This window comes from Streptococcus mitis, assembly GCF_013305725.1.
Classification (GTDB): Bacteria; Bacillota; Bacilli; order Lactobacillales; family Streptococcaceae; genus Streptococcus; species Streptococcus mitis_BO.
The window spans coordinates 920,518-941,878 of record NZ_CP047883.1; the positions used below are offsets into that span (position 1 = coordinate 920,518).

The 21,361-nt window shown below is 40.0% G+C and carries 20 protein-coding genes, 1 tRNA gene and 1 riboswitch; of the genes, 16 read left to right on the top strand and 5 right to left on the bottom strand.

Features of this window, described 5'->3' with window-relative positions:
• The first annotated feature begins 164 nt into the window (after positions 1 to 164).
• Both adcAII and M594_RS04545 read left to right on the top strand, forming a co-directional pair.
• Positions 165 to 1,055: a zinc-binding lipoprotein AdcAII gene (adcAII, locus tag M594_RS04540; protein WP_398577063.1), complete on the top strand. Its 891-nt coding sequence runs from the start codon at positions 165 to 167 to the stop codon at positions 1,053 to 1,055.
• A gap of 7 nt (positions 1,056 to 1,062) precedes the next feature.
• Positions 1,063 to 5,304, top strand: coding sequence for a pneumococcal-type histidine triad protein (locus M594_RS04545; protein WP_173876094.1), 4,242 nt, complete (start codon positions 1,063 to 1,065; stop codon positions 5,302 to 5,304).
• A gap of 35 nt (positions 5,305 to 5,339) precedes the next feature.
• On the opposite strand, the gene pepT is transcribed toward M594_RS04545, so the two are convergent.
• Entirely contained in the window at positions 5,340 to 6,563 is a 1,224-nt protein-coding gene (gene pepT, locus M594_RS04550) for a peptidase T (RefSeq protein WP_173876095.1), read from the bottom strand.
• A 153-nt stretch (positions 6,564 to 6,716) separates the two neighbouring features.
• Here pepT and hemH point away from each other — a divergent pair, with 153 nt between their 5' ends.
• Positions 6,717 to 7,811 carry a ferrochelatase gene (hemH, locus tag M594_RS04555; RefSeq protein ID WP_173876096.1) on the top strand — a complete coding sequence of 365 codons (1,095 nt, stop codon included), beginning with the start codon at positions 6,717 to 6,719 and terminating at the stop codon, positions 7,809 to 7,811.
• 41 nt (positions 7,812 to 7,852) lie between these two features.
• Here hemH and mscL read toward each other — a convergent pair whose 3' ends face one another.
• Positions 7,853 to 8,233: a large conductance mechanosensitive channel protein MscL gene (mscL, locus tag M594_RS04560; protein ID WP_000910199.1), complete on the bottom strand. Its 381-nt coding sequence runs from the start codon at positions 8,231 to 8,233 to the stop codon at positions 7,853 to 7,855.
• Positions 8,234 to 8,315: 82 nt separating this feature from the next.
• Positions 8,316 to 8,747, bottom strand: coding sequence for a GtrA family protein (locus M594_RS04565; RefSeq protein WP_173876097.1), 432 nt, complete (start codon positions 8,745 to 8,747; stop codon positions 8,316 to 8,318).
• Between the two features lie 28 nt (positions 8,748 to 8,775).
• Positions 8,776 to 8,873: riboswitch (PreQ1 riboswitch) on the top strand.
• Between M594_RS04565 and M594_RS04570 the strand changes: the two genes are divergently transcribed.
• The 4 genes from M594_RS04570 to dapA all read left to right on the top strand — a co-directional run bounded on the left by M594_RS04570 (position 8,871) and on the right by dapA (position 12,001).
• A complete protein-coding gene (locus M594_RS04570; RefSeq protein WP_000737072.1) occupies positions 8,871 to 9,380 on the top strand; it encodes a QueT transporter family protein in 510 nt (169 codons plus the stop codon). Its footprint overlaps the riboswitch before it by 3 nt.
• A 99-nt stretch (positions 9,381 to 9,479) precedes the next feature.
• A tRNA-Thr gene (locus tag M594_RS04575) sits at positions 9,480 to 9,552 on the top strand.
• 380 nt (positions 9,553 to 9,932) lie between these two features.
• Complete coding sequence (locus tag M594_RS04580; protein ID WP_173876098.1) at positions 9,933 to 11,009, top strand: aspartate-semialdehyde dehydrogenase; 1,077 nt, start codon at positions 9,933 to 9,935, stop codon at positions 11,007 to 11,009.
• A gap of 56 nt (positions 11,010 to 11,065) precedes the next feature.
• Positions 11,066 to 12,001 (top strand): 4-hydroxy-tetrahydrodipicolinate synthase, encoded by a 936-nt coding sequence (dapA, locus tag M594_RS04585; RefSeq protein WP_000121606.1) that lies wholly within the window; start codon positions 11,066 to 11,068, stop codon positions 11,999 to 12,001.
• Between the two features lie 46 nt (positions 12,002 to 12,047).
• Here dapA and mnmE read toward each other — a convergent pair whose 3' ends face one another.
• Together mnmE and M594_RS04595 are read right to left on the bottom strand one after the other, a co-directional pair.
• The gene (gene mnmE / locus M594_RS04590; RefSeq protein ID WP_173876099.1) at positions 12,048 to 13,421 is read right to left on the bottom strand and encodes a tRNA uridine-5-carboxymethylaminomethyl(34) synthesis GTPase MnmE; all 1,374 of its coding nucleotides are present in this window, start codon (positions 13,419 to 13,421) and stop codon (positions 12,048 to 12,050) included.
• Positions 13,422 to 13,558: 137 nt separating this feature from the next.
• The gene (locus tag M594_RS04595) at positions 13,559 to 13,741 is read right to left on the bottom strand and encodes a 4-oxalocrotonate tautomerase (protein WP_001117401.1); all 183 of its coding nucleotides are present in this window, start codon (positions 13,739 to 13,741) and stop codon (positions 13,559 to 13,561) included.
• Positions 13,742 to 13,863: 122 nt separating this feature from the next.
• Between M594_RS04595 and M594_RS04600 the strand changes: the two genes are divergently transcribed.
• The 9 genes from M594_RS04600 to M594_RS04640 all read left to right on the top strand — a co-directional run bounded on the left by M594_RS04600 (position 13,864) and on the right by M594_RS04640 (position 21,347).
• Positions 13,864 to 14,454 (top strand): thymidine kinase, encoded by a 591-nt coding sequence (locus M594_RS04600; RefSeq protein ID WP_153199083.1) that lies wholly within the window; start codon positions 13,864 to 13,866, stop codon positions 14,452 to 14,454.
• Positions 14,451 to 15,530 carry a peptide chain release factor 1 gene (prfA, locus tag M594_RS04605; protein ID WP_001028792.1) on the top strand — a complete coding sequence of 360 codons (1,080 nt, stop codon included), beginning with the start codon at positions 14,451 to 14,453 and terminating at the stop codon, positions 15,528 to 15,530. Before M594_RS04600 ends, prfA begins: the two co-directional genes overlap by 4 nt.
• Positions 15,530 to 16,366, top strand: a complete 837-nt coding sequence (gene prmC / locus M594_RS04610) for a peptide chain release factor N(5)-glutamine methyltransferase (protein WP_153199084.1) — start codon at positions 15,530 to 15,532, stop codon at positions 16,364 to 16,366. Before prfA ends, prmC begins: the two co-directional genes overlap by 1 nt.
• Positions 16,350 to 16,952 carry an L-threonylcarbamoyladenylate synthase gene (locus tag M594_RS04615; RefSeq protein WP_173876100.1) on the top strand — a complete coding sequence of 201 codons (603 nt, stop codon included), beginning with the start codon at positions 16,350 to 16,352 and terminating at the stop codon, positions 16,950 to 16,952. Before prmC ends, M594_RS04615 begins: the two co-directional genes overlap by 17 nt.
• A gap of 1 nt (position 16,953) precedes the next feature.
• On the top strand, positions 16,954 to 17,385 hold the full coding sequence (locus M594_RS04620; RefSeq protein WP_000945732.1) for a GNAT family N-acetyltransferase: 432 nt from the start codon (positions 16,954 to 16,956) through the stop codon (positions 17,383 to 17,385).
• Between the two features lie 61 nt (positions 17,386 to 17,446).
• Positions 17,447 to 18,703: a serine hydroxymethyltransferase gene (glyA, locus tag M594_RS04625; RefSeq protein WP_173876101.1), complete on the top strand. Its 1,257-nt coding sequence runs from the start codon at positions 17,447 to 17,449 to the stop codon at positions 18,701 to 18,703.
• Positions 18,704 to 18,710: 7 nt separating this feature from the next.
• Positions 18,711 to 19,685, top strand: coding sequence for a nucleoid-associated protein (locus tag M594_RS04630; protein ID WP_173876102.1), 975 nt, complete (start codon positions 18,711 to 18,713; stop codon positions 19,683 to 19,685).
• Positions 19,685 to 20,299 (top strand): cell wall hydrolase Pmp23, encoded by a 615-nt coding sequence (gene pmp23 / locus M594_RS04635; RefSeq protein WP_173876103.1) that lies wholly within the window; start codon positions 19,685 to 19,687, stop codon positions 20,297 to 20,299. The genes M594_RS04630 and pmp23 overlap by 1 nt, the downstream gene beginning before the upstream one ends.
• 73 nt (positions 20,300 to 20,372) lie before the next feature.
• Positions 20,373 to 21,347 (top strand): DUF1002 domain-containing protein, encoded by a 975-nt coding sequence (locus M594_RS04640; RefSeq protein ID WP_173876104.1) that lies wholly within the window; start codon positions 20,373 to 20,375, stop codon positions 21,345 to 21,347.
• Positions 21,348 to 21,361: the final 14 nt, after the last annotated feature.

Sequence of the window (21,361 nt, forward strand, 5' to 3'; positions counted from 1 at the left end):
GAAGATAAAAAGGGAGCAGAATATGGATTCTGTTCTCTTTTTTATGAAATTGTGTAAAAATTCTTGACATATTTTCTAAATAAAGATAAACTATTTACTAGTTAATTAAATGGTTAAACACTAGTTAAGGAGTTATAGTGAAAAAGAGGACGATTTTAGTATTGATGACCAGTGTATTGGCTCTGGTATTAGCTGCTTGTGGGCAGAAGGAAAGCCAGTCAGGTAAAGGGATGAAAATCGTGACCAGTTTTTATCCTATCTATGCTATGGTCAAGGAAGTATCTGGTGACTTGAATGATGTTCGAATGATTCAGTCAAGTAGTGGAATTCACTCCTTCGAACCTTCGGCAAATGATATTGCAGCCATCTATGATGCAGATGTCTTTGTTTACCATTCGCATACGCTCGAATCTTGGGCAGGAAGTCTGGATCCCAATCTAAAAAAATCCAAAGTTAAGGTTTTAGAGGCTTCAGAAGGAATGACATTGGATCGTGTCCCAGGGCTAGAAGATGTGGAAGCAGGTGATGGAGTTGATGAAAAAACGCTCTATGACCCTCATACTTGGCTAGATCCTGAAAAAGCTGGCGAAGAAGCGCAAATTATCGCTGATAAACTTTCAGAGGTTGATAGTGAGCACAAAGAAACTTATCAGAAAAATGCGCAAGCCTTTATGAAAAAAGCTCAAGAATTGACTAAGAAATTCCAACCTAAATTTGAAAAAGCGACTCAGAAAACATTTGTAACCCAACATACAGCCTTTTCTTATCTTGCTAAGAGATTTGGATTAAATCAACTTGGAATCGCAGGTATCTCTCCAGAACAAGAACCAAGTCCAAGACAACTAACAGAAATTCAGGAATTTGTTAAAACCTATAAGGTTAAAACGATTTTTACAGAAAGTAATGCTTCTTCGAAAGTAGCTGAAACTCTTGTCAAATCAACAGGTGTGGGGCTTAAAACTCTGAATCCTTTAGAGGCAGACCCACAAAACGACAAAACTTATCTAGAAAACCTAGAAGACAATATGAGTATTTTAGCAGAAGAATTGAAATGAGGAGATTATGAAAATAAATAAGAAGAAACTTGCTGCTGGTGCAGCTGTTGTCCTTTCTTTAAGTCTTTGTATTTATGCATTGAATCAACATCAGACGGGAGAGAACAAAGATACGAATCGTGTATCTTATGTCGATGGGAAACAAGACACTCCAAAAACAGAGACACAAACACCAGAGCAAGTCAGTAAAAAAGAAGATATCCAGGCTGAACAAATTGTTGTGAAAATCACCGATCAAGGTTATGTGACTTCACACGGTGATCATTTCCATTATTACAATGGGAAAGTTCCTTTTGATGCGATTTTCAGTGAAGAACTTTTGATGAAAGATGCCAATTATCAACTGAAAGACGCTGATATTGTCAACGAAGTCAAAGGTGGTTACATTATCAAGGTGGATGGTAAATATTATGTTTACCTTAAGGATGTGGCACATGCGGATAACGTTCGTTCGAAGGACGAAATTGAACGCCAAAAACAAGGTCATACTCACGATGCACCAACATCTAATAGAGCAGTGGCGCTTGCTCAATCTCAAGGTCGCTATACTACTGATGATGGCTACATCTTTAATGCATCTGATATTATAGAGGATACTGGTGATGCTTATATCGTCCCTCACGGAGGACATTACCACTACATTCCAAAGAGTTCCTTGTCTGCTAGTGAATTGGCTGCAGCTCAAGCTTACCTATCTGGAACGAGAAATCAGCCTAGTGTGACTGACTATCGTCCAAGTACAAATGGGACTGGTCAAACTACCAAGCCTATTCAACAGGCTGAAATACCAAGTAATAAAGCCGAGAGTCTTCAAAGTCTGTTACAGCAGCTCTATGCTCTTCCAAGTACTCAACGATATGCTGAATCGGATGGTTTGACTTTTGACCCTGCTAAGATTTCAAGCAGAACACCAAGTGGTGTAGCGATTCCTCACGGAAATCACTATCATTTCATCCCCTATACAAAGCTTTCTGCATTAGAAGAAAAGATTGCGAGAATGATTCCTCTAACTAGTGACAGTGTGAAACCAACACCATTGGAGAATCCAAGCAAACCAGCAGAAAAACCTACTCAACAAAACCATCATCATGAGCAAGATGGTGACCATGGAAGTCAGGCTCCTAAGCATGAAGAACATGGACATGACGCTCATCATGATGAAGACCATGATCATGGTTTTGATGCCAATCGTGTCATCAGTGAGGATGATCAAGGTTTTGTTATGTCACACGGTGACCATAATCATTATTTCTTCAAGAAGGACTTGACAGCGAAGCAAATTAAGGCTGCACAGAATCATCTGAAAAGTAAAACGCCATCAGTACTAAGTCCAGCTCATGATGATCACGATGAAGATACACACGCTCATCACCATGACGAACATGGCCATGATTTTGATGCCAATCGTGTCATCAGTGAGGATGATCAAGGATTTGTCATGTCACACGGTGATCATAATCATTACTTCTTTAAGAAAGATTTGACAGCAGAGCAAATTAAGTCGGCTCAAGATCATTTAAGAGCTAAGACGCCAGTAACACCAAGTCCAGCCCATGATGATCACGATGAAGATACACACGGTCATCACCATGACGAACATGGCCATAGTTTTGATGCCGATCGTGTCATTAGTGAGGATGAACAAGGCTTTGTCATGAGTCACGGAGACCACAATCATTACTTCTTCAAGAAGGATTTGACAGCAGAGCAAATTAAGGCCGCCCAAAATCATCTGGAAAGTAAAACGCCAGTAACACCAAGCCCAGCACATGAAGATCACGATGAAGATACACACGGTCATCACCATGACGAACATGGCCATGATTTTGATGTCAATCGAATTATCAGTGAAGATGCGGCAGGCTTTGTCATGACTCATGGTGACCACAATCATTACTTCTTTAAGAAGAATCTAACACCAGAACAAATCAAGGCCGCGCAGGATCATTTGAGAGGTAAAACACCAGTAACACCAAGCCCAGCCCATGATGATGAACACGATAACGATAATCATGGCCACAAACATGATGAAGACCATGATCACGGTTTTGATGCCGATCGTGTCATCAGTGAGGATGATCAAGGTTTTGTCATGTCACACGGTGATCATAATCATTACTTCTTTAAGAAGGACTTGTCAGCAGAGCAAATTAAGGCAGCGCAAGAACACCTGAAAGGTGCAAGTCCAGCAACACCAAGCCCAGCCCATGATGATGGACACGATAAAGACAATCATGGCCACAAACATGATGAATCCCATGATCACGGTTTTGATGCCAATAGCGTCATCAGTGAGGATGATCAAGGTTTTGTCATGAGTCACGGAGACCACAATCATTATTTCTTCAAGAAGGACTTGACAGCAGAGCAAATTAAGGCCGCACAGGATCATCTGAAAGTACATCATGATGCAGAACCTGTAAAACCTCTTGCTAAAACGGTAGAGTCTTTCTCAAGAGATGCTAGCGATGAAGAAAAGATTGCTTATATTTCTAAAACATACGGAGTTCCACTTGAAGCGATTAGAATTTCAAACGGATTCTTTGTCTTTGGAAATCCAGACCAAGCCTACGATCCAACTCATATCCATCCATATGCTGTTCGTAAGGAACACGTTCGGATTCCTCTCCAAACTGGAAATCCAGAACTTGATTTCCTAAATGAACTCTATACAACTGCTTTGCGAGATGGTGTGTCTCCTTATAGTTTACAGGTAGAAAATGGTAGTTTTGTGATTCCTCATGGCGACCATAATCACTACATCAAGGTTCAAACTAAGGGATATGAAGTGGCTTTGAAAAACAAGATTCCAGCCCTACAATCTAACTATCAACCTGGAGCTTTTGATGAGAAGGCAGTCTTGGCAAAAGTAGATCAACTTCTAGCTGATAGCAGAAGTATCTATAAAGACAAGCCTATCGAACAAAGACAGATTGAGTTAGCCTTAGGTCAGTTTACTGAAAATATGAAGAAACTGGCAACTAACTCTACAGCAGGTTATCTTGCAACACTGGATCTCTTTGATAAGCAATATATCCATATTGATGAAAGTGTCAAACCAGTTGAAACAAGCGCTCTAGATAAGAAATATCAGGCCTTGCTTGATAAAATCAATACACTGGATACAGACTCTTATGGACTTCCAAAGAAAGATCTTCTCGTTCGACTCCAAGAAGCAAAGTTGGCTAAAGATGAGGCTGCTTTAGCAGCGGTTGAATCACAACTTCAAGCTCTTCAAGACTTTAATGATCGAACAGGTGTTACAACAGTTGAATACATCAAGTATTTCTACGAACACGTAAATGACGGTCGTTTGAGTGATGAACTTCGAAACAAAGTCGCTCAGTTGACTTGGACCTTGTATCAATCTCAATCCTTCCTTAAGGCAGCAGAATTGAACAAATTATTCCCAAGTATCTATCAAGCAAAACAAGAAGTAGAAGAAGCTTTGAAAGCTCAGCCAACTACTGCGAAATCAAGCCAGACAGTTCTAGATACTGAAAAAGTTGATAATCAAAGTGCCAAGACAGCTATTTATGGCTTCTTGAAAGAATTGTACGGAGACTTTATGCCTGAAGAACATGTCAATCATGTTAGCAAGGAAGAAGTAGAAAGCCTCTTGAGCAAGGCACATCAACTCTTGGAACAAATCCAAGAAGAAGGAATCAGACAATCCTTGGCAGAAGAAGTAGAAAATCTCAAAGTTGCTACAAACAAGGCTGATGCAGACTTGGATGAAGTAAATAGTCAGGTAAAAGATGTCTTGACTCGTATTGCTAGCGCTCTTCAACAAGAGAAAGAAAATGCTGAGCAAGATCCTCAGACACTTGTACTCTATCAAAAACTTTACGATATCCTCATGTCACTTCACGCTTACTTAGAAAACAATAAGGGTTCTGATGCAGACTTTGATAAGGTGGATGCATTACTAGATCAACTTTCTACTAAGAGTAAAGACAAAGCTGCTTTACTTGAGTTGACAAAAGCTATTCTAGTTTTGAATCAAGAAATCAAGTCAAAATCAAGCGCAAGTGAAGAAGCAACTCCAGCAACAAATGCCGAAGCAAATGGTGATAACACCAGTGCTGATAACCGACCAAACGTAGCTGCAGAATCTAACAGTGAAACTGCTAGCGACGAAAACAAAGCAAGCAACACAACAGACTCTAAACCTGCTGAATCATCTTCAGAAAAGGAAACAACAGAATCTACAACAAGTACTGGAAATCAAGAAAAACCAGCAGAATAAAAAGAAAGGCGAAGTAGCTAAGCTACCTCGTCTTTTTAGTCTTTATAAGCTACGATACCAATGATGGTATCAACTGCACGTTCCATGGTTTGAAGGCTGACGTATTCAAAACGTCCATGCATATTTTCTCCTCCCGCAAAGATATTAGGAGTTGGGATTCCCATGAAGGAAATTTTAGAGCCGTCTGTCCCTCCACGGATTGGTTCGATAATAGGTGTGATTCCTAAACCTTCCATAACGGTTTTAGCAATGGTAATTGGAGTCATATCTTTTTCAATGACTTCTTTCATATTGTAGTACTGATCTGTTAAGTTTAGGGTGACACGGTCGCTCCCAAGTTCTTGATTCATCTTATCAGTGATAGACTGCATAGCTGCTTTACGCGCTTCAAAGGCATCTTTTTCAAAATCACGAATGATGTAGCTTGCACGCGCCTCCTCGACACTACCAGTCACATCCATAAGATGATAGAAACCTTGGTAACCTTCAGTTAACTCAGGTCGGTCATTTTCTGGAAGTTGATTATGAAAATCAATTGCTAGCTGAAGGGCGTTAACCATTTGTCCTTTAGCAGTACCAGGGTGGACATTACGTCCTTGGAAATGCAATTCAGCCCCAGCTGCTGAGAAGGTCTCGTACTGAAGTTCACCCAGTGGACCACCATCTACTGTGTAAGCAAAATCTACATTAAAGTCCTCAGCATCAAATTTATTAGCACCAACACCGATTTCCTCATCTGGTCCAAAACCAACACGAATCTCACAGTGTTTGATTTCAGGATGGGCAGTCAGATATTCAATAGCAGTCATAATTTCAGCAATTCCTGACTTGTCATCAGCACCTAGTAAGGTTGTTCCATCGGTTGTGATGAGCGTTTGTCCTGGATATTTCTCAAGACTCTTGAAGTCAGCTGGATCGAGTTTGAAACCAGAGTTTCCAAGTTCAATCACACCACCATCGTAGTTTTCAATTACCTGAGGATTGACCCCTTCGGCATTAAAGTCAGCAGTATCCATGTGGGAGATGAAGCCAATTTTACGTGTTAAAGACGAATCGTTGGCTGGCAAGGTACCAATTGCAAAACCATTTGGTAGATAATAAACATTTTGTAATCCAACACGTTTCATTTCAGGAATAAGAACATTTGTAGCAAAATCTACCTGACTCTGCGTACTTGGAGTAGTAGTAGAGTGTTCATCAGAGCGCGTGTTAACCTTAACATAGGTTAAGAAGCGGTCCAAGAGATTTGGATAAGTCATAAAAAACTCCTTTTGAATTCATTTTTTCCATTGTATCATAGAAAAGAGAGAAAAACAAAAGACAGAAGTTAGGGAAATTCGCTATGTTGGCGTTTACTTATCAACGAATTAATGATAAAATAAACTTGATAAAAATATCACAAGGAAGCGATTATGAAAAAAGCAATTTTAATGATGACTTTCGGTTCGCCAGAAGAGATTACCTTTGAAGGTGTGGCTGATTTTTTCACAAATATTCGTCGTGGAGTGAGACCTCAAGACCACGAGATTCAAACTCTCTATGATAATTATGTACTAATTGGAGGGACGCCTCTGCAAAAAATTACCCGAGAAGAGGTTGCCTTGGTAGAAGCTAGGCTGGGGAATGAGTATAGTGTTTATTTTGCTAATAAGTTTTCTAGACCCTTTATTCCAGATGTGATTGGTCAGATGGAAGCAGACGGAATCGAGCAGTGCATTTGCTTAATTTTAGAGCCCCATTATTCGTTCTACTCTGTCATGGGATATGAGAAATTTTTAGAAAGCAAACAAATTCAGTTTTTAGTTATTAAGGACTGGTATCAAGAAGAAGCGCTCTTAAACTATTGGGCAGATGAAATTGGTGAAATTTTAAAAGAAGAAGTGAAGCAAGATAGCTTTAAAATCATCTTTTCAGCTCACAGTGTCCCCATTTTTGCCTTGGATTTTGGTGATCCTTATATCGATCAAATTTTTGAAAATAGCAAGCTAGTTGCTGAAAAACTAGGTTTGAGTTCCGAGCAATATACTAACACTTGGCAAAGTGAAAGTGATATCGGGATTCCATGGATTAAGCCAGATGTCTTGGAGTATCTTAGAGAACGGAAAGAACATCCAGACCATTATATTTTTGTGCCTATTAGTTTTATCAGTGAGCACATTGAAGTCTTGTTTGACAACGATGTAGAATGTTATGACTTGTGTCAGGAATTTGGGGTGAACTATCATCGTCCACCAATGCCAAATACAGATTCTCGTTTGATCGATGCCTTGGTTAATACCGTCAGAGCTAATGAGGACAAAGAATTTAAGGAATTTCTCCCAGAAGAAGAAACCTTTGATGAGTTAGTTCCTTCAGATGAGACTAAAAATATCTTGGCCGAATCTCAAGATTTACAAATGCCGGAATTTGTGAAAAAACTGATTGAGAAAAAAGGTCGTGAGAATGTTAAGATGCCTTATCTTATTAAGAAAATGCTTGAAAAAGCAGGCAAGTTACCGAAAGAGTAAAGAAAAAAGGATTTAGCTTTGTGCTAGATCCTTTTAATCGATTATTTTTTCTCAAGAAGAGCTTTGATTTCTTGAAGTACTTCCAATTCAGTTGGTCCAGCTGGAGCTTCTTCAACAGTTTCTTCTTTCTTAGTAAGGCTTTGGGCTTTTTCCATAGCTTTAATAACGAAGAAGAGAACAGTACCTACAACAAGGAAGTTGATAATAGCACTCAAGAATTTACCATATGTAACACCATTCCATGCAAGCTCAGCGATATTTTGTACTTTCGCAGCTTCCAAGGCTGGGTTCAATAGTAGAGGAGTGATGATATCGTTAACGAATGAAGTTACGATAGCACCAAAAGCAGAGGCAATAATCACACCGACAGCAAGGTCAACAACATTACCACGAAGCAAAAATGCTTTAAGATCTTTTAACATTTTCATAATTCCTTTCCAAAATTTTTACTCTTGATTATATATTAATTAAGAAGTTCTTGCAAGCAATATGCTTAATTTTTTCTTATTTTTTAAAAATAAATACCTTACTAAAAATATAATTGAGGATAATTATCAAGAATTGTGAAATAACGGTTTCAATACTATTAACCTTGTCTATATTATTATTTACAAATTGTCCGATAATATTAGGAAACTGTGTCACAAAGAAAAATGTTAAAAACATGTCTAAAAGAAAAGTAGAAAGACGTGCTAGAGTAAATTTTACTAAACGGCTTGGCCAATTCTGCCTAACTTGCTTAAATACAAGTCTATCATTTGTAAAAAAGGCAAAGAGGATACCGATACTATTTGCTAGTCCAGTAGCAAGCAGTTCTTTATGGGTTAATTGATAAATGACTAATCGGGATAGAATGGAGACAAGAGTAGTTGCTACACCAAAAAAGAGATAGGCTAAGAGCTCATTCACGAAGAGACTTTGAATGCGTTTTTTCATACTTTTAGTATAGCATAAAGCAGGCTATTGTGCTATACTAGTAAGGTTGAATGTATCAACCCTTGGTGCTTAGCTTCTTTCACCAAGCATATTTTACGCGGGTAATTCGCTAAAGGAGAAAAGATGAAAAAATTAACTATTCGTGATGTTGCAGATATTGCAATCGTTGCTGCTATCTATGTCGTTTTAACTGTCACACCACCCCTAAATGCTATTAGCTACGGTGCTTATCAGTTCCGTATTTCAGAAATGATGAACTTTATGGCTTTTTACAATCCAAAGTACATTATCGGAGTTACTATCGGTTGTATGATTGCTAATTTCTTTAGCTTCGGACTGCTAGATGTCTTTGTTGGTGGTGGATCAACCCTAGTATTCCTTAGTCTAGGTGTTTGGCTTTTTGCAAAATACAGCAAAGATTACCTCTTTAATGGATTAATTCGAAAAGATCATTTCTTCTTTTCAATCCTCTTTTCAATTTCCATGTTTACTATCGCTGCAGAGTTGAATATCGTAGCGCAATTACCATTTTTCCTTACTTGGTTCACAACAGGGATTGGTGAATTTGCCTCATTAATTATTGGTGCGATTATCATTGGTAAAATTGGTCGTCGAATTGATTTAAGCAAATAGACGAAGAGAAGCTAGGTGGCTCTTACCTGGCTTTTTCTTATGGAAAATTTCTAAGGAAACTTGACAAGTTTTTCTAACTATAGTATACTTCTTAAGTAAGCTGATTTAGCTCAGTTGGCAGAGCGCATCCATGGTAAGGATGAGGTCGCCGGTTCAATCCCGGCAATTAGCATGATATTTACAGAGAAACTCTTGAACACAAGAGTTTTTTTCTTATGCTCGCGAGAAAAAATTCTGACTTTTGTATAATAAAAGTCATCCTGCAAAAATTTTTTATTGACAAAACCACTTATTTCTAGTAATATAATAGACGCGATGAGTCGATAGGTAGTCTTCGGACTACTATTGAGCATAAGGAGGTCATAACGCAGGAGCGGACCTTGATGAGTTGTGTGAACCTGCTCATCACATGAAGATGCCTCTTAGTCCCTAGTCTAGTGACTGGGGATTTTTATTTTCCAAAAAATGATGAAAAAGCTTTGCAATTCATGGAAAAAGTAGTATAATACATCTATTATAGAAATTTTTAGAAAATTCCGAAAGAGGTTATTTATGGGATATACAGTTGCTGTAGTCGGCGCGACAGGTGCTGTCGGAGCTCAGATGATAAAAATGTTGGAAGAATCAACACTTCCAATTGATAAAATCCGTTACCTTGCTTCTGCTCGTTCAGCAGGCAAGACTTTGAAATTTAAAGGTCAAGATATTACGATTGAAGAAACGACTGAAACAGCTTTTGAAGGAGTTGATATTGCTCTCTTTTCAGCTGGCGGTTCTACATCAGCTAAGTATGCACCATACGCAGTGAAAGCTGGAGCGGTAGTAGTAGATAATACATCTTACTTCCGTCAAAATCCAGATGTTCCTTTGGTTGTTCCAGAGGTCAATGCTCATGCACTTGATGTCCACAACGGTATCATTGCCTGCCCTAACTGTTCAACAATTCAAATGATGGTAGCTCTTGAGCCAGTTCGCCAAAAATGGGGCTTAGACCGTATCATTGTTTCAACTTACCAAGCAGTTTCAGGTGCTGGTATGGGAGCAATTCTTGAGACGCAACGTGAACTTCGTGAAGTCTTGAATGATGGTGTAGACCCACGTGATTTGCATGCGGAAATCTTGCCTTCAGGTGGTGATAAGAAACATTATCCTATCGTTTTTAATGCTCTTCCACAAATCGATGTCTTCACTGACAATGATTACACTTACGAAGAGATGAAGATGACTAAGGAAACTAAGAAAATTATGGAAGATGATAGCATTGCAGTATCTGCAACGTGTGTGCGTATTCCAGTCTTGTCAGCTCACTCTGAGTCTGTTTACATCGAAACAAAAGAAGTGGCTCCAATCGAAGAAGTAAAAGCAGCTATCTCAGCCTTCCCAGGTGCTGTTCTCGAAGATGATGTAGCTCATCAAATTTATCCTCAAGCTATCAATGCAGTGGGTTCACGTGATACCTTTATTGGTCGTATCCGTAAAGACTTGGATGCTGAAAAAGGAATCCACATGTGGGTTGTTTCAGATAACCTTCTCAAAGGTGCTGCTTGGAACTCAGTTCAGATTGCTGAAACTTTGCACGAACGTGGCTTGGTTCGTCCAACAGCTGAATTGAAATTTGAATTAAAATAGTCATATCGTTTAGGAGTTCAGTTGAACTCCTTCTTTGAAATAGAGAGGTGTTTCTCATGTCTTATCAGGATTTAAAAGAGTGTAAAATCATCACAGCCTTTATTACTCCCTTCCACGAGGATGGTTCCATCAACTTTGACGCTATTCCAGCCTTGATTGAGCATCTGTTGGCCCATCATACAGACGGAATTCTCCTTGCAGGAACCACTGCTGAGAGTCCAACCTTGACCCACGATGAGGAGTTGGAGTTGTTTGCGGCTGTACAAAAGATTGTCAATGGACGTGTTCCTTTGATTGCGGGTGTAGGTACCAATGATACGCGTGACTCAATTGAGTTTGTCAAAGAAGTAGCAGAATTCGGTGGTTTTGCTGCTGGGCTTGCTATTGTTCCTTACTACAACAAACCTTCTCAAGAAGGAATGTATCAGCATTTTAAGGCTATTGCAGATGCTTCTGACCTACCAATTATTATCTATAACATTCCAGGTCGTGTGGTTGTCGAATTGACTCCAGAAACTATGCTTCGTTTGGCTGACCATCCAAATATTATTGGGGTTAAAGAATGTACTAGCTTGGCTAATATGGCTTACTTGATTGAGCACAAACCTGAAGAATTTTTGATTTATACAGGTGAGGATGGAGATGCTTTCCATGCCATGAACCTTGGTGCTGACGGGGTTATTTCTGTTGCCTCTCATACAAATGGGGATGAAATGCACGAGATGTTTACTGCCATTGCAGAAAGCGATATGAAGAAAGCCGCAGCTATTCAACGTAAATTCATTCCTAAGGTTAATGCCCTCTTCTCATATCCAAGTCCTGCTCCAGTTAAGGCTGTTCTGAACTATATGGGATTTGAAGCTGGACCAACTCGTCTACCTCTTGTTCCAGCACCAGAAGAAGATGCTAAACGCATTATCAAGGTTGTTGTAGATGGCGACTATGAAGCAACAAAGGCAACTGTAACAGGTGTCTTAAGACCAGATTACTAATAAAGACAATAAAATCCATGACCGCAAGAATGATCATGGATTTTTCTTATTTTCCTAAACAGAATTGGCTAAAGAGTTGGGTAATGAGTTCATCTGGAGCAGCATCTCCAGTGATTTCTCCGAGAATTTCCCAAGTACGGGTCAAGTCAACTTGAAGCAAGTCAACTGGCATTCCCAGTTCAAGACCTTCATTAACAGCTTGTAGGCTTTCAACAGCCTTCTCAATCAAGGAAATGTGACGGGCATTTGACAAGTAAGTAGCGTCTTGCTCAACCAAACCAGCATTTTCAAAGAAGAGGTTGTTAATTCTCTCTTCAATCTTATCAATGTTTTGATTTTTAAGGACTGAAATACGGATGACATCTTCTGGAAGTTCTGAAGTTTCAATTGCTTCAGGAAGATCAGTTTTATTAAGAAGAATAATACGGTTTGTATCTTGGCTAATCTCAAGAAGTTGTCTGTCTTGAGCAGTCAGTGGTTCACTAGCGTTTAGCACTAGCAGAACTAGGTCAGCTTCCTTAAGAGCTTTTTTCGAACGCTCAACTCCAATTTGTTCAACAATATCATCCGTTTCACGGATACCAGCTGTATCAATCAATTTGAGAGGAACACCATTGATGTTGACGTATTCTTCAATGACATCTCGAGTAGTACCAGCAATATCTGTAACGATAGCCTTGTCCTCACGCAAGAGGTTGTTAAGAAGGCTTGATTTCCCAACGTTAGGACGGCCGATGATAGCTGTTGAAATTCCCTCACGGAGGATTTTGCCGCGACGGGCTGTCCTAAGGAGATTAGTTAGCATTTGCTCAAACTCCATAGTCTTTTCACGGATAATAGCAGTAGTGGCTTCCTCAACATCGTCATACTCAGGATAATCAATATTAACCTCGACTTGGGCAAGTGTATTGAGGATTTCTTGACGGGTATTATTGATAAGATCAGAAAGGGAACCATCAAGTTGTTTGACTGCAGTGTTCATGGCCTTGTCTGTCTTGGCACGGATGATATCCATCACTGCCTCGGCCTGTGTCAAGTCCACACGACCGTTTAGAAAGGCACGTTTGGTAAATTCACCAGGTTCTGCCAATCGAGCTCCTTCACGGATAGCTAACTGGAGAATCTCATTGGTCACCGCAATCCCACCATGGGTGTTAATCTCGATAATATCCTCACGAGTGAAGGTCTTTGGAGACTTCATAGCCCCAACCATAACCTCGTCCATGACTTTTCCTGTCTGAGGATCAATAATGTGACCGTAGTTGAGAGTGTGGCTGGCAACCTTGTTCAAGTCTTTTCCTTTAAAAATCTTTTGCGCAATTGCAAAACTTTCTGTTCCGCTCAGGCGGACAATACCAATAGCCCCTTCACCTAGTGGAGTAGAGATAGCAGCGATGGTATCAAATTCACGTGTAATCATAATATTTCCTTTAATTAATAGCTCTTTTCTTGGAAATTTTCCCAAGTCTCTTTTCAAATTGTAACAAATTTAGGCTATTTCTTCAATGGATGCTACTTGGAGATTGAAAAAGCCTAAGCAATTCTGCTTAAGCTAGATTATTTGGTGCGCATTTCACCTTGAGGGAAGTAAGTTCCTTCTGGCATGTCGTTGATGATGACATGGACAGCAGATTGAGGGGCTCCAGTGTTGCGAACAACAGCTTCTGTTACTTCCTTAGCAAGAGCCTTCTTTTGCTCGAGCGTGCGTCCTTCAAATAAATCGATACGTACAAATGGCATAATAGCTTCCTCCACTAGTTTTGATTTCTTCTATTTTACCACATTTTGCCGTTTAAAGCTTAAGAAAATTATGATATACTAGAATGTAGCAAAAATTTAGAAATGGACGTGAAGCAAGAAACATGGCACAGTTGTATTATCGTTATGGGACCATGAACTCTGGTAAGACGATTGAGATTCTCAAGGTGGCCTATAACTATGAGGAGCAAGGAAAAGGTGTTGTGATTATGACCTCAGCTCTTGATACTCGTGACGGTGTTGGCTATGTGTCGAGTCGTATTGGCATGAAACGCCCTGCCATTGCGATTGAGGAAACGACGGATATCTTCGGCTATATCCGAAACCTATCTGAAAAACCATACTGTGTGTTAGTTGATGAGGCTCAGTTTCTCAAGCGTCACCATGTTTACGACCTAGCTCGTGTTGTTGATGAGTTAGACATACCTGTCATGGCTTTTGGTTTGAAAAATGACTTTCGCAATGAACTGTTCGAAGGTTCCAAATATCTCTTGCTCTTAGCAGACAAGATTGACGAAATCAAGACCATCTGTCAGTATTGTAAGAAAAAGGCAACTATGGTTTTGCGAACACAGGATGGACTACCAGTTTACGATGGAGAACAGATCCAGATTGGTGGAAATGAAACCTATATCTCAGTTTGCCGTAAACATTATTTTGCCCCTGAAATCAATAAGGAGAATGAAGAAAAATGAACATCTATGATCAACTACAAGCTGTAGAAGACCGTTATGAAGAATTAGGAGAGTTGCTCAGTGACCCAGATGTAGTTTCGGACACCAAGCGTTTCATGGATCTTTCCAAAGAAGAGGCTTCTACTCGTGATACGGTAACAGCCTACCGTGAGTATAAACAAGTCCTTCAAAACATCGTTGACGCTGAAGAAATGATTAAGGAATCAGGCGGAGATGCGGACTTGGAAGAAATGGCCAAGCAAGAACTCAAAGATGCCAAGGCTGAAAAAGAAGAATACGAAGAAAAACTGAAAATCTTGCTCCTTCCAAAGGATCCAAACGATGATAAGAACATCATCCTTGAAATCCGTGGCGCCGCTGGTGGAGACGAAGCAGCACTTTTCGCTGGAGATTTGCTAACCATGTACCAAAAGTATGCTGAAGCCCAAGGCTGGCGCTTTGAAGTTATGGAAGCTTCTATGAATGGTGTCGGTGGTTTCAAAGAAGTCGTTGCCATGGTTTCAGGTCAATCTGTTTACTCTAAACTCAAGTACGAATCTGGTGCCCACCGTGTGCAACGTGTCCCTGTGACAGAAAGCCAAGGCCGTGTTCATACTTCAACAGCAACAGTTCTTGTCATGCCTGAAGTCGAAGAAGTAGAATACGATATTGATCCAAAAGACCTTCGTGTCGATATCTATCACGCCTCTGGTGCTGGTGGACAGAACGTCAATAAGGTTGCGACTGCTGTTCGTATCGTTCACTTGCCAACCAATATCAAGGTTGAGATGCAGGAAGAACGTACCCAGCAGAAGAACCGTGAGAAGGCCATGAAAATCATTCGTGCGCGTGTTGCTGACCACTTTGCTCAGATTGCACAAGATGAACAAGACGCTGAGCGTAAGTCAACAATCGGTACTGGTGACCGTTCAGAACGAATTCGTACTTATAACTTCCCACAAAACCGTGTTACAGACCACCGTATTGGATTGACCCTTCAAAAACTAGATACCATTTTGTCTGGTAAATTGGATGAAGTCGTGGATGCCTTGGTGCTCTATGATCAAACACAAAAATTAGAAGAATTAAACAAATAATGAAATTAGCTCAATTATTTTCAGATTTTGAAGAAGAGTTGATAAGACAAGGAGAGGAAGCTGAAAGCCTCTCTTTTGTCTATCGTAGCCTGAAAAATCTTTCTTTTACAGATTTTGTCTTTGCCCTCCAGCAAGAGGTAAACAAGGAAGAAAAACAATTTGTAAAAGGAATTTTCCAACAGTTAGCAGCTCATAAACCAGCCCAGTACATCATTGGACAGACAGATTTTTATGGAATGCAGTTAACAGTTGATGAGCGAGTATTGATCCCTCGTCCAGAAACAGAGGAGTTGGTGGGGCTTATTCTGGCTGAAAATCCTGAGACGAATCTTTCAGTTCTGGATATTGGAACAGGTAGTGGAGCTATTGCTCTCGCTCTAGCAAAAAACAGACCAGATTGGTCAGTGACAGCAGCAGATATTTCCCAAGATGCTTTAGATTTAGCTAACGAAAATGCTAAAAATCAAAATCTTCAAATATTTTTAAAAAAATCTGACTGTTTTACAGAAATTTCTGAAAAATATGATATAATTGTTTCCAATCCACCCTATATCTCTCGTGAAGATGAGTCAGAGGTCGGTTTGAATGTTTTGCATTCGGAGCCTCATCTAGCTCTCTTTGCAGACGAGGATGGCCTAGCTATTTACCGTAGAATTGCGGAAGATGCAAAAGACTATCTCAAAGATGGTGGTAAGATTTACCTTGAAATTGGATACAAGCAAGGTCAAAGTGTTCCTGAACTTTTTAGGAAGCATCTTCCTGAAAAACGTGTAAGAACACTTAAGGATCAATTTGGTCAAGATAGGATGGTCGTGGTTGATGATGGACAGTATTAAACAAGAGTTGGAAAATGGTGGAGCTGTCGTTCTACCTACAGAGACAGTTTACGGTCTTTTTGCCAAGGCTCTAGACGAAAAAGCAGTTAATCATGTATACCAGATTAAACGTCGTCCCAGAGACAAGGCGCTCAATCTTAATATCGCCTCTCTAGAGGACATTTTGTACTTTTCTAAGAATCAGCCAACTTATCTACAAAAACTTGTAGAGACCTTTTTACCAGGTCCCTTAACCATTATTCTCGAAGCTAATGACCGAGTTCCCTATTGGGTCAATTCTGGTCTTGCAACTGTTGGATTTCGGATGCCTAGTCATCCCACTACCCTTGATTTGATTCGAGAGACAGGACCCTTGATTGGGCCGTCTGCCAATATTTCAGGTCAGGAAAGTGGAGTGACCTTTAATCAAATTCTAGAGGATTTTGACCAAGAGGTTCTGGGTCTGGAAGACGATGCTTTTCTAACTGGACAGGATTCAACTATTTTGGATCTGTCTGGAGACAAGGTGAAAATCTTACGTCAAGGGGCCGTTAAGCGAGAAGATATTCTTGCTCGGTTGCCAGAGATTTCTTTTGAGGAGGCATGAAATGCTAAGAAATTTAAGAGAAACAGATGTGAAATCTATATGTGACATTAACCAAGAAGCTTTGGGCTATTCTTTTAGTCCAGAGGACACGGCTAGTCAACTAGCTAAACTGTCTCAGGATTCCCATCATTTCCTTCTTGGCTATGAGGATGAAGCTAGTCATGTCTTACTTGGATATGTCCACGCTGAGGTCTATGAATCACTTTATTCTAAAGCAGGATTTAATATTTTAGCCTTAGCAGTTTCACCTCAAGCGCAAGGTCAAGGTATTGGTAAAAGCTTACTGCAAGGGTTGGATCAAGAAGCAAAAAGACGTGGTTATGGGTTTATCCGCTTAAACTCTGCCGATCATCGTCTGGGTGCTCATGCATTTTATGAAAAAGTTGGTTATACTTGTGATAAAATGCAGAAACGGTTTATTCGCATCTTTTAGTTTAATTTTCTTATAAGAGAATTAAACTAATGGACTAGTCACACAATAAAGGAGAAGACCTATGATTTTTGACAAAGATGATTTTAAAGCATATGATGCTGATCTCTGGAATGCTATTGCCAAAGAAGAAGAACGCCAACAAAACAACATTGAGTTGATTGCTTCGGAAAACGTAGTTTCCAAGGCTGTTATGGCAGCTCAAGGGTCTATCTTGACGAATAAATACGCCGAAGGCTACCCAGGACGCCGTTATTATGGTGGAACTGATGTGGTAGACGTGGTAGAATCTCTAGCCATTGAACGCGCAAAAGAAATTTTCGGTGCAAAATTTGCCAATGTCCAACCACACTCAGGAAGTCAAGCCAACTGTGCGGCTTACATGGCCTTGATTGAGCCTGGCGATACGGTTATGGGAATGAATTTGGCTGCAGGTGGTCACTTGACTCATGGGGCTCCTGTCAGCTTCTCTGGTCAAACCTACAACTTTGTGTCTTATAGTGTGGACCCTGAAACAGAACTCTTGGACTTTGATGCTATCTTGAAACAAGCTCAAGAAGTAAAACCAAAATTGATTGTAGCAGGTGCTTCAGCCTATTCTCAAATTATCGACTTCTCAAAATTCCGTGAAATTGCGGATGCTGTTGGGGCGAAGCTCATGGTAGACATGGCTCATATCGCTGGTTTGGTTGCTGCTGGTCTTCACCCAAGTCCAGTACCATACGCTCATATCACTACAACAACGACCCACAAAACCCTTCGTGGACCACGTGGTGGTTTGATTTTGACCAATGATGAAAACTTAGCTAAGAAAATTAACTCAGCTATTTTCCCAGGTATTCAGGGTGGTCCTTTGGAGCATGTTGTTGCAGCTAAGGCAGTTTCCTTCAAAGAAGTTTTGGATCCAGCCTTCAAGGAATATGCTGCCAATGTTATCAAGAACAGCAAGGCTATGGCAGATGTCTTCTTGCAAGACCCTGATTTCCGTATCATTTCTGGTGGAACTGAAAACCACCTCTTCCTAGTGGATGTAACCAAGGTTGTAGAAAACGGAAAAGTTGCTCAAAACTTGCTGGATGAAGTCAATATTACCCTAAATAAAAACTCAATCCCTTACGAAACCTTGTCACCATTCAAGACAAGTGGTATTCGTATTGGAGCAGCAGCCATTACTGCACGTGGATTTGGTGAAGAAGAAAGTCGCAAAGTGGCTGAACTCATCATTAAAACCCTTAAAAATGCAGAAAATGAAGCTGTCTTAGAAGAAGTGAGAAGTTCAGTCAAAGAATTGACAGATTCCTTCCCATTATACGAGGACTAAAACTTTTATGGACATTTATATTAAGAAAGCTATTATTCATCAGTTCAGTCCGGATGATACCGAGCTGTTCCTAGCGGATAAGTTTCTCAATATTACTCCAAAAATCGAAGAATACTTGCGTAAAAAAATTGAACGTGTGTATTCAGATGAAGCCAAGACTGGGATTTTCGAGGGAGAAAATCCCTTCTTCAATCACATCACAGACGATTTGTTGGAGACATCAGTAACACTGGCTAATCTCTGGAAAGAGGAGTTCAGCATTTCAGAAAATCTCAAGACCAATGACTTGATTTTTGTGCAATTTTCTAAAGAAGGTGTAGATCATTTCGCTTTCTTACGAATTGCACTACGTGAGATCTTGACCCACCTCGGTGGAGAAGTTGATAATCCAATCAAGCTGACTCAGAATAACCTGCCTGGATTTGGAACGGGTGCTGACGAAGCCTTGGTGGTCAATCTTCAGAGTCGCAAGTACCATCTGATTGAAAAACGAATTAAGTACAACGGGACTTTTTTGAACTATTTTTCAGATAATCTTCTTGCTGTCGCTCCTAAGATTTCTCCTAAGAAATCTATCAAAGAACTGGAAAAAACGGCCCAGAGAATTGCTGAGACTTTTAACACAGATGATTTTCAATTTCAATCCAAGGTCAAATCAGCGATTTTCAACAACCTAGAAGAAAGCAATGAATTGTCACCTGAAAAATTGGCCAACGACCTTTTTGACAACAATCTGACGGCTCGTTTGAGCTTTATTGATCAAGTAAAGGAAGCTGTACCAGAGCCTGTTCAATTTGATGAAATTGATGCCAGTCGTCAGCTTAAAAAATTTGAAAACCAAAAACTTTCCTTGTCAAATGGAATTGAGCTCATCGTTCCCAATAACGTCTATCAAGACGCCGAGTCTGTTGAGTTTATCCAAAACGACAATGGAACCTACTCTATCTTAATCAAAAATATCGAGGATATTCAAAGCAAATAATGTTTAAACGAATTCGAAGAGTGCTTGTACTAGCAGTCTTCCTTTTTGCTGGATATAAAGCTTACCGTATTCACCAAGATGTCAAGCAAGTCATGACCTATCAAACCATGGTGCGAGAAATCTTGAGTGAAAAAGATACCCCAGCAAACGAAGAGCTTGTGCTCGCTATGATTTATACTGAAACAAAAGGAAAAGAAGGCGACGTCATGCAGTCTAGTGAGTCTGCAAGTGGTTCAACCAATACCATCAATGATAATGCCTCTAGCATTCGGCAAGGCGTTCAAACTCTGACAGATAATCTCTATCTGGCTCAGAAGAAGGGGGTAGATGTCTGGACAGCTGTTCAAGCCTACAATTTTGGACCTGCCTATATCGATTTTATCGCCCAAAATGGCAAGGAAAATACCTTGGCTCTGGCTAAACAGTACTCTCGTGATACTGTTGCTCCCTTGCTTGGCAATACCACTGGAAAGACTTATAGTTATATTCACCCCATTTCCATTTTTCACGGTGCTGAACTCTATGTAAATGGAGGAAACTATTATTATTCTAGACAGGTGCAACTCAACCTTTACATCATCAAAACTTTCACTCTCTTTTCGACATCTGGCTAGTCCAGGTGTTTTTGTTATAAGTTTTCTTTAAGATAGATATATTACTCTAGAAAGGTAAAGGAGGAAATTCCCTATGAGAAAGAAACTCTTTCTGACTAGTGCTGCGGTCTTGTGGGCAGTAACAGCTATGAATAGTGTCCATGCAGCAACAGATGTTCAAAAAGTCATTGACGAAACCTATGTTCAACCTGAATATGTTCTAGGTTCATCATTGTCTGAAGATCAAAAAAATCAAACCCTTAAAAAACTAGGCTACAATGCCTCAACAGACACCAAAGAACTCAAGACCATGACACCTGATGTCTATTCTAAGATTATGAATGTGGCAAATGATTCTAGCTTACAACTGTATTCATCAGCCAAGATTCAAAAACTAGGTGACAAGTCGCCACTTGAGGTCAAGATTGAAACACCAGAAAACATCACTAAGGTGACTCAGGATATGTACCGAAATGCAGCAGTAACGCTGGGTGTGGAACACGCCAAAATCACTGTAGCAGCACCTATTCCCGTTACAGGAGAAAGTGCTTTAGCAGGGATTTATTATTCGCTAGAAGCTAATGGAGCCAAGGTGCCACAAGCCAACAAAGATTTGGCTCAAGAAGAGTTGAAGGCTTTGTCAGATATAAATGCTGAAAACAAGGACAAGACTGGCTATGATGCTAATAAATTAAACGTTGCCCTAGCCGATATTAAGTCAGGACTAGCTAAAGCGAAAGAAAACAAGGGAAATCTGACAGAAGAAGATGTCCGTAAAATTGTTGAAGATACCTTGAAAAATTACAAACTTGATCAGGTCATAACAGGAAATCAGGTTAATATCATCATCAATTTTGCTTTGAATCTCTCAAAGAGTGATATCCTCAGCAATGCCGATTTCACTAAAACCCTGAATGACCTTAAACAAAGTATCGTATCAAAAGCTGGCGACAGTTTTAAAAATATCAACCTTAACTTTGATGCTGATAAGGCGCTAGAGGACGGTGGTAATTTCCTAAGCTCCCTCTGGCAAGCCATTGTCAACTTCTTCAAGAGTTTTGGTTCTTAAGAAATTTCATGGTA

Excerpts from the sequence above, each read along its gene's own strand:
- adcAII (WP_398577063.1), top strand. The coding sequence starts at position 165 with ATGACCAGTGTATTGGCTCTGGTATTAGCTGCTTGTGGGCAGAAGGAA.
- M594_RS04545 (WP_173876094.1), top strand. The coding sequence starts at position 1,063 with ATGAAAATAAATAAGAAGAAACTTGCTGCTGGTGCAGCTGTTGTCCTT.
- pepT (WP_173876095.1), bottom strand. The coding sequence starts at position 6,563 with ATGACTTATCCAAATCTCTTGGACCGCTTCTTAACCTATGTTAAGGTT.
- hemH (WP_173876096.1), top strand. The coding sequence starts at position 6,717 with ATGAAAAAAGCAATTTTAATGATGACTTTCGGTTCGCCAGAAGAGATT.
- mscL (WP_000910199.1), bottom strand. The coding sequence starts at position 8,233 with ATGTTAAAAGATCTTAAAGCATTTTTGCTTCGTGGTAATGTTGTTGAC.
- M594_RS04565 (WP_173876097.1), bottom strand. The coding sequence starts at position 8,747 with ATGAAAAAACGCATTCAAAGTCTCTTCGTGAATGAGCTCTTAGCCTAT.
- M594_RS04570 (WP_000737072.1), top strand. The coding sequence starts at position 8,871 with ATGAAAAAATTAACTATTCGTGATGTTGCAGATATTGCAATCGTTGCT.
- M594_RS04580 (WP_173876098.1), top strand. The coding sequence starts at position 9,933 with ATGGGATATACAGTTGCTGTAGTCGGCGCGACAGGTGCTGTCGGAGCT.
- dapA (WP_000121606.1), top strand. The coding sequence starts at position 11,066 with ATGTCTTATCAGGATTTAAAAGAGTGTAAAATCATCACAGCCTTTATT.
- mnmE (WP_173876099.1), bottom strand. The coding sequence starts at position 13,421 with ATGATTACACGTGAATTTGATACCATCGCTGCTATCTCTACTCCACTA.
- M594_RS04595 (WP_001117401.1), bottom strand. The coding sequence starts at position 13,741 with ATGCCATTTGTACGTATCGATTTATTTGAAGGACGCACGCTCGAGCAA.
- M594_RS04600 (WP_153199083.1), top strand. The coding sequence starts at position 13,864 with ATGGCACAGTTGTATTATCGTTATGGGACCATGAACTCTGGTAAGACG.
- prfA (WP_001028792.1), top strand. The coding sequence starts at position 14,451 with ATGAACATCTATGATCAACTACAAGCTGTAGAAGACCGTTATGAAGAA.
- prmC (WP_153199084.1), top strand. The coding sequence starts at position 15,530 with ATGAAATTAGCTCAATTATTTTCAGATTTTGAAGAAGAGTTGATAAGA.
- M594_RS04615 (WP_173876100.1), top strand. The coding sequence starts at position 16,350 with ATGATGGACAGTATTAAACAAGAGTTGGAAAATGGTGGAGCTGTCGTT.
- M594_RS04620 (WP_000945732.1), top strand. The coding sequence starts at position 16,954 with ATGCTAAGAAATTTAAGAGAAACAGATGTGAAATCTATATGTGACATT.
- glyA (WP_173876101.1), top strand. The coding sequence starts at position 17,447 with ATGATTTTTGACAAAGATGATTTTAAAGCATATGATGCTGATCTCTGG.
- M594_RS04630 (WP_173876102.1), top strand. The coding sequence starts at position 18,711 with ATGGACATTTATATTAAGAAAGCTATTATTCATCAGTTCAGTCCGGAT.
- pmp23 (WP_173876103.1), top strand. The coding sequence starts at position 19,685 with ATGTTTAAACGAATTCGAAGAGTGCTTGTACTAGCAGTCTTCCTTTTT.
- M594_RS04640 (WP_173876104.1), top strand. The coding sequence starts at position 20,373 with ATGAGAAAGAAACTCTTTCTGACTAGTGCTGCGGTCTTGTGGGCAGTA.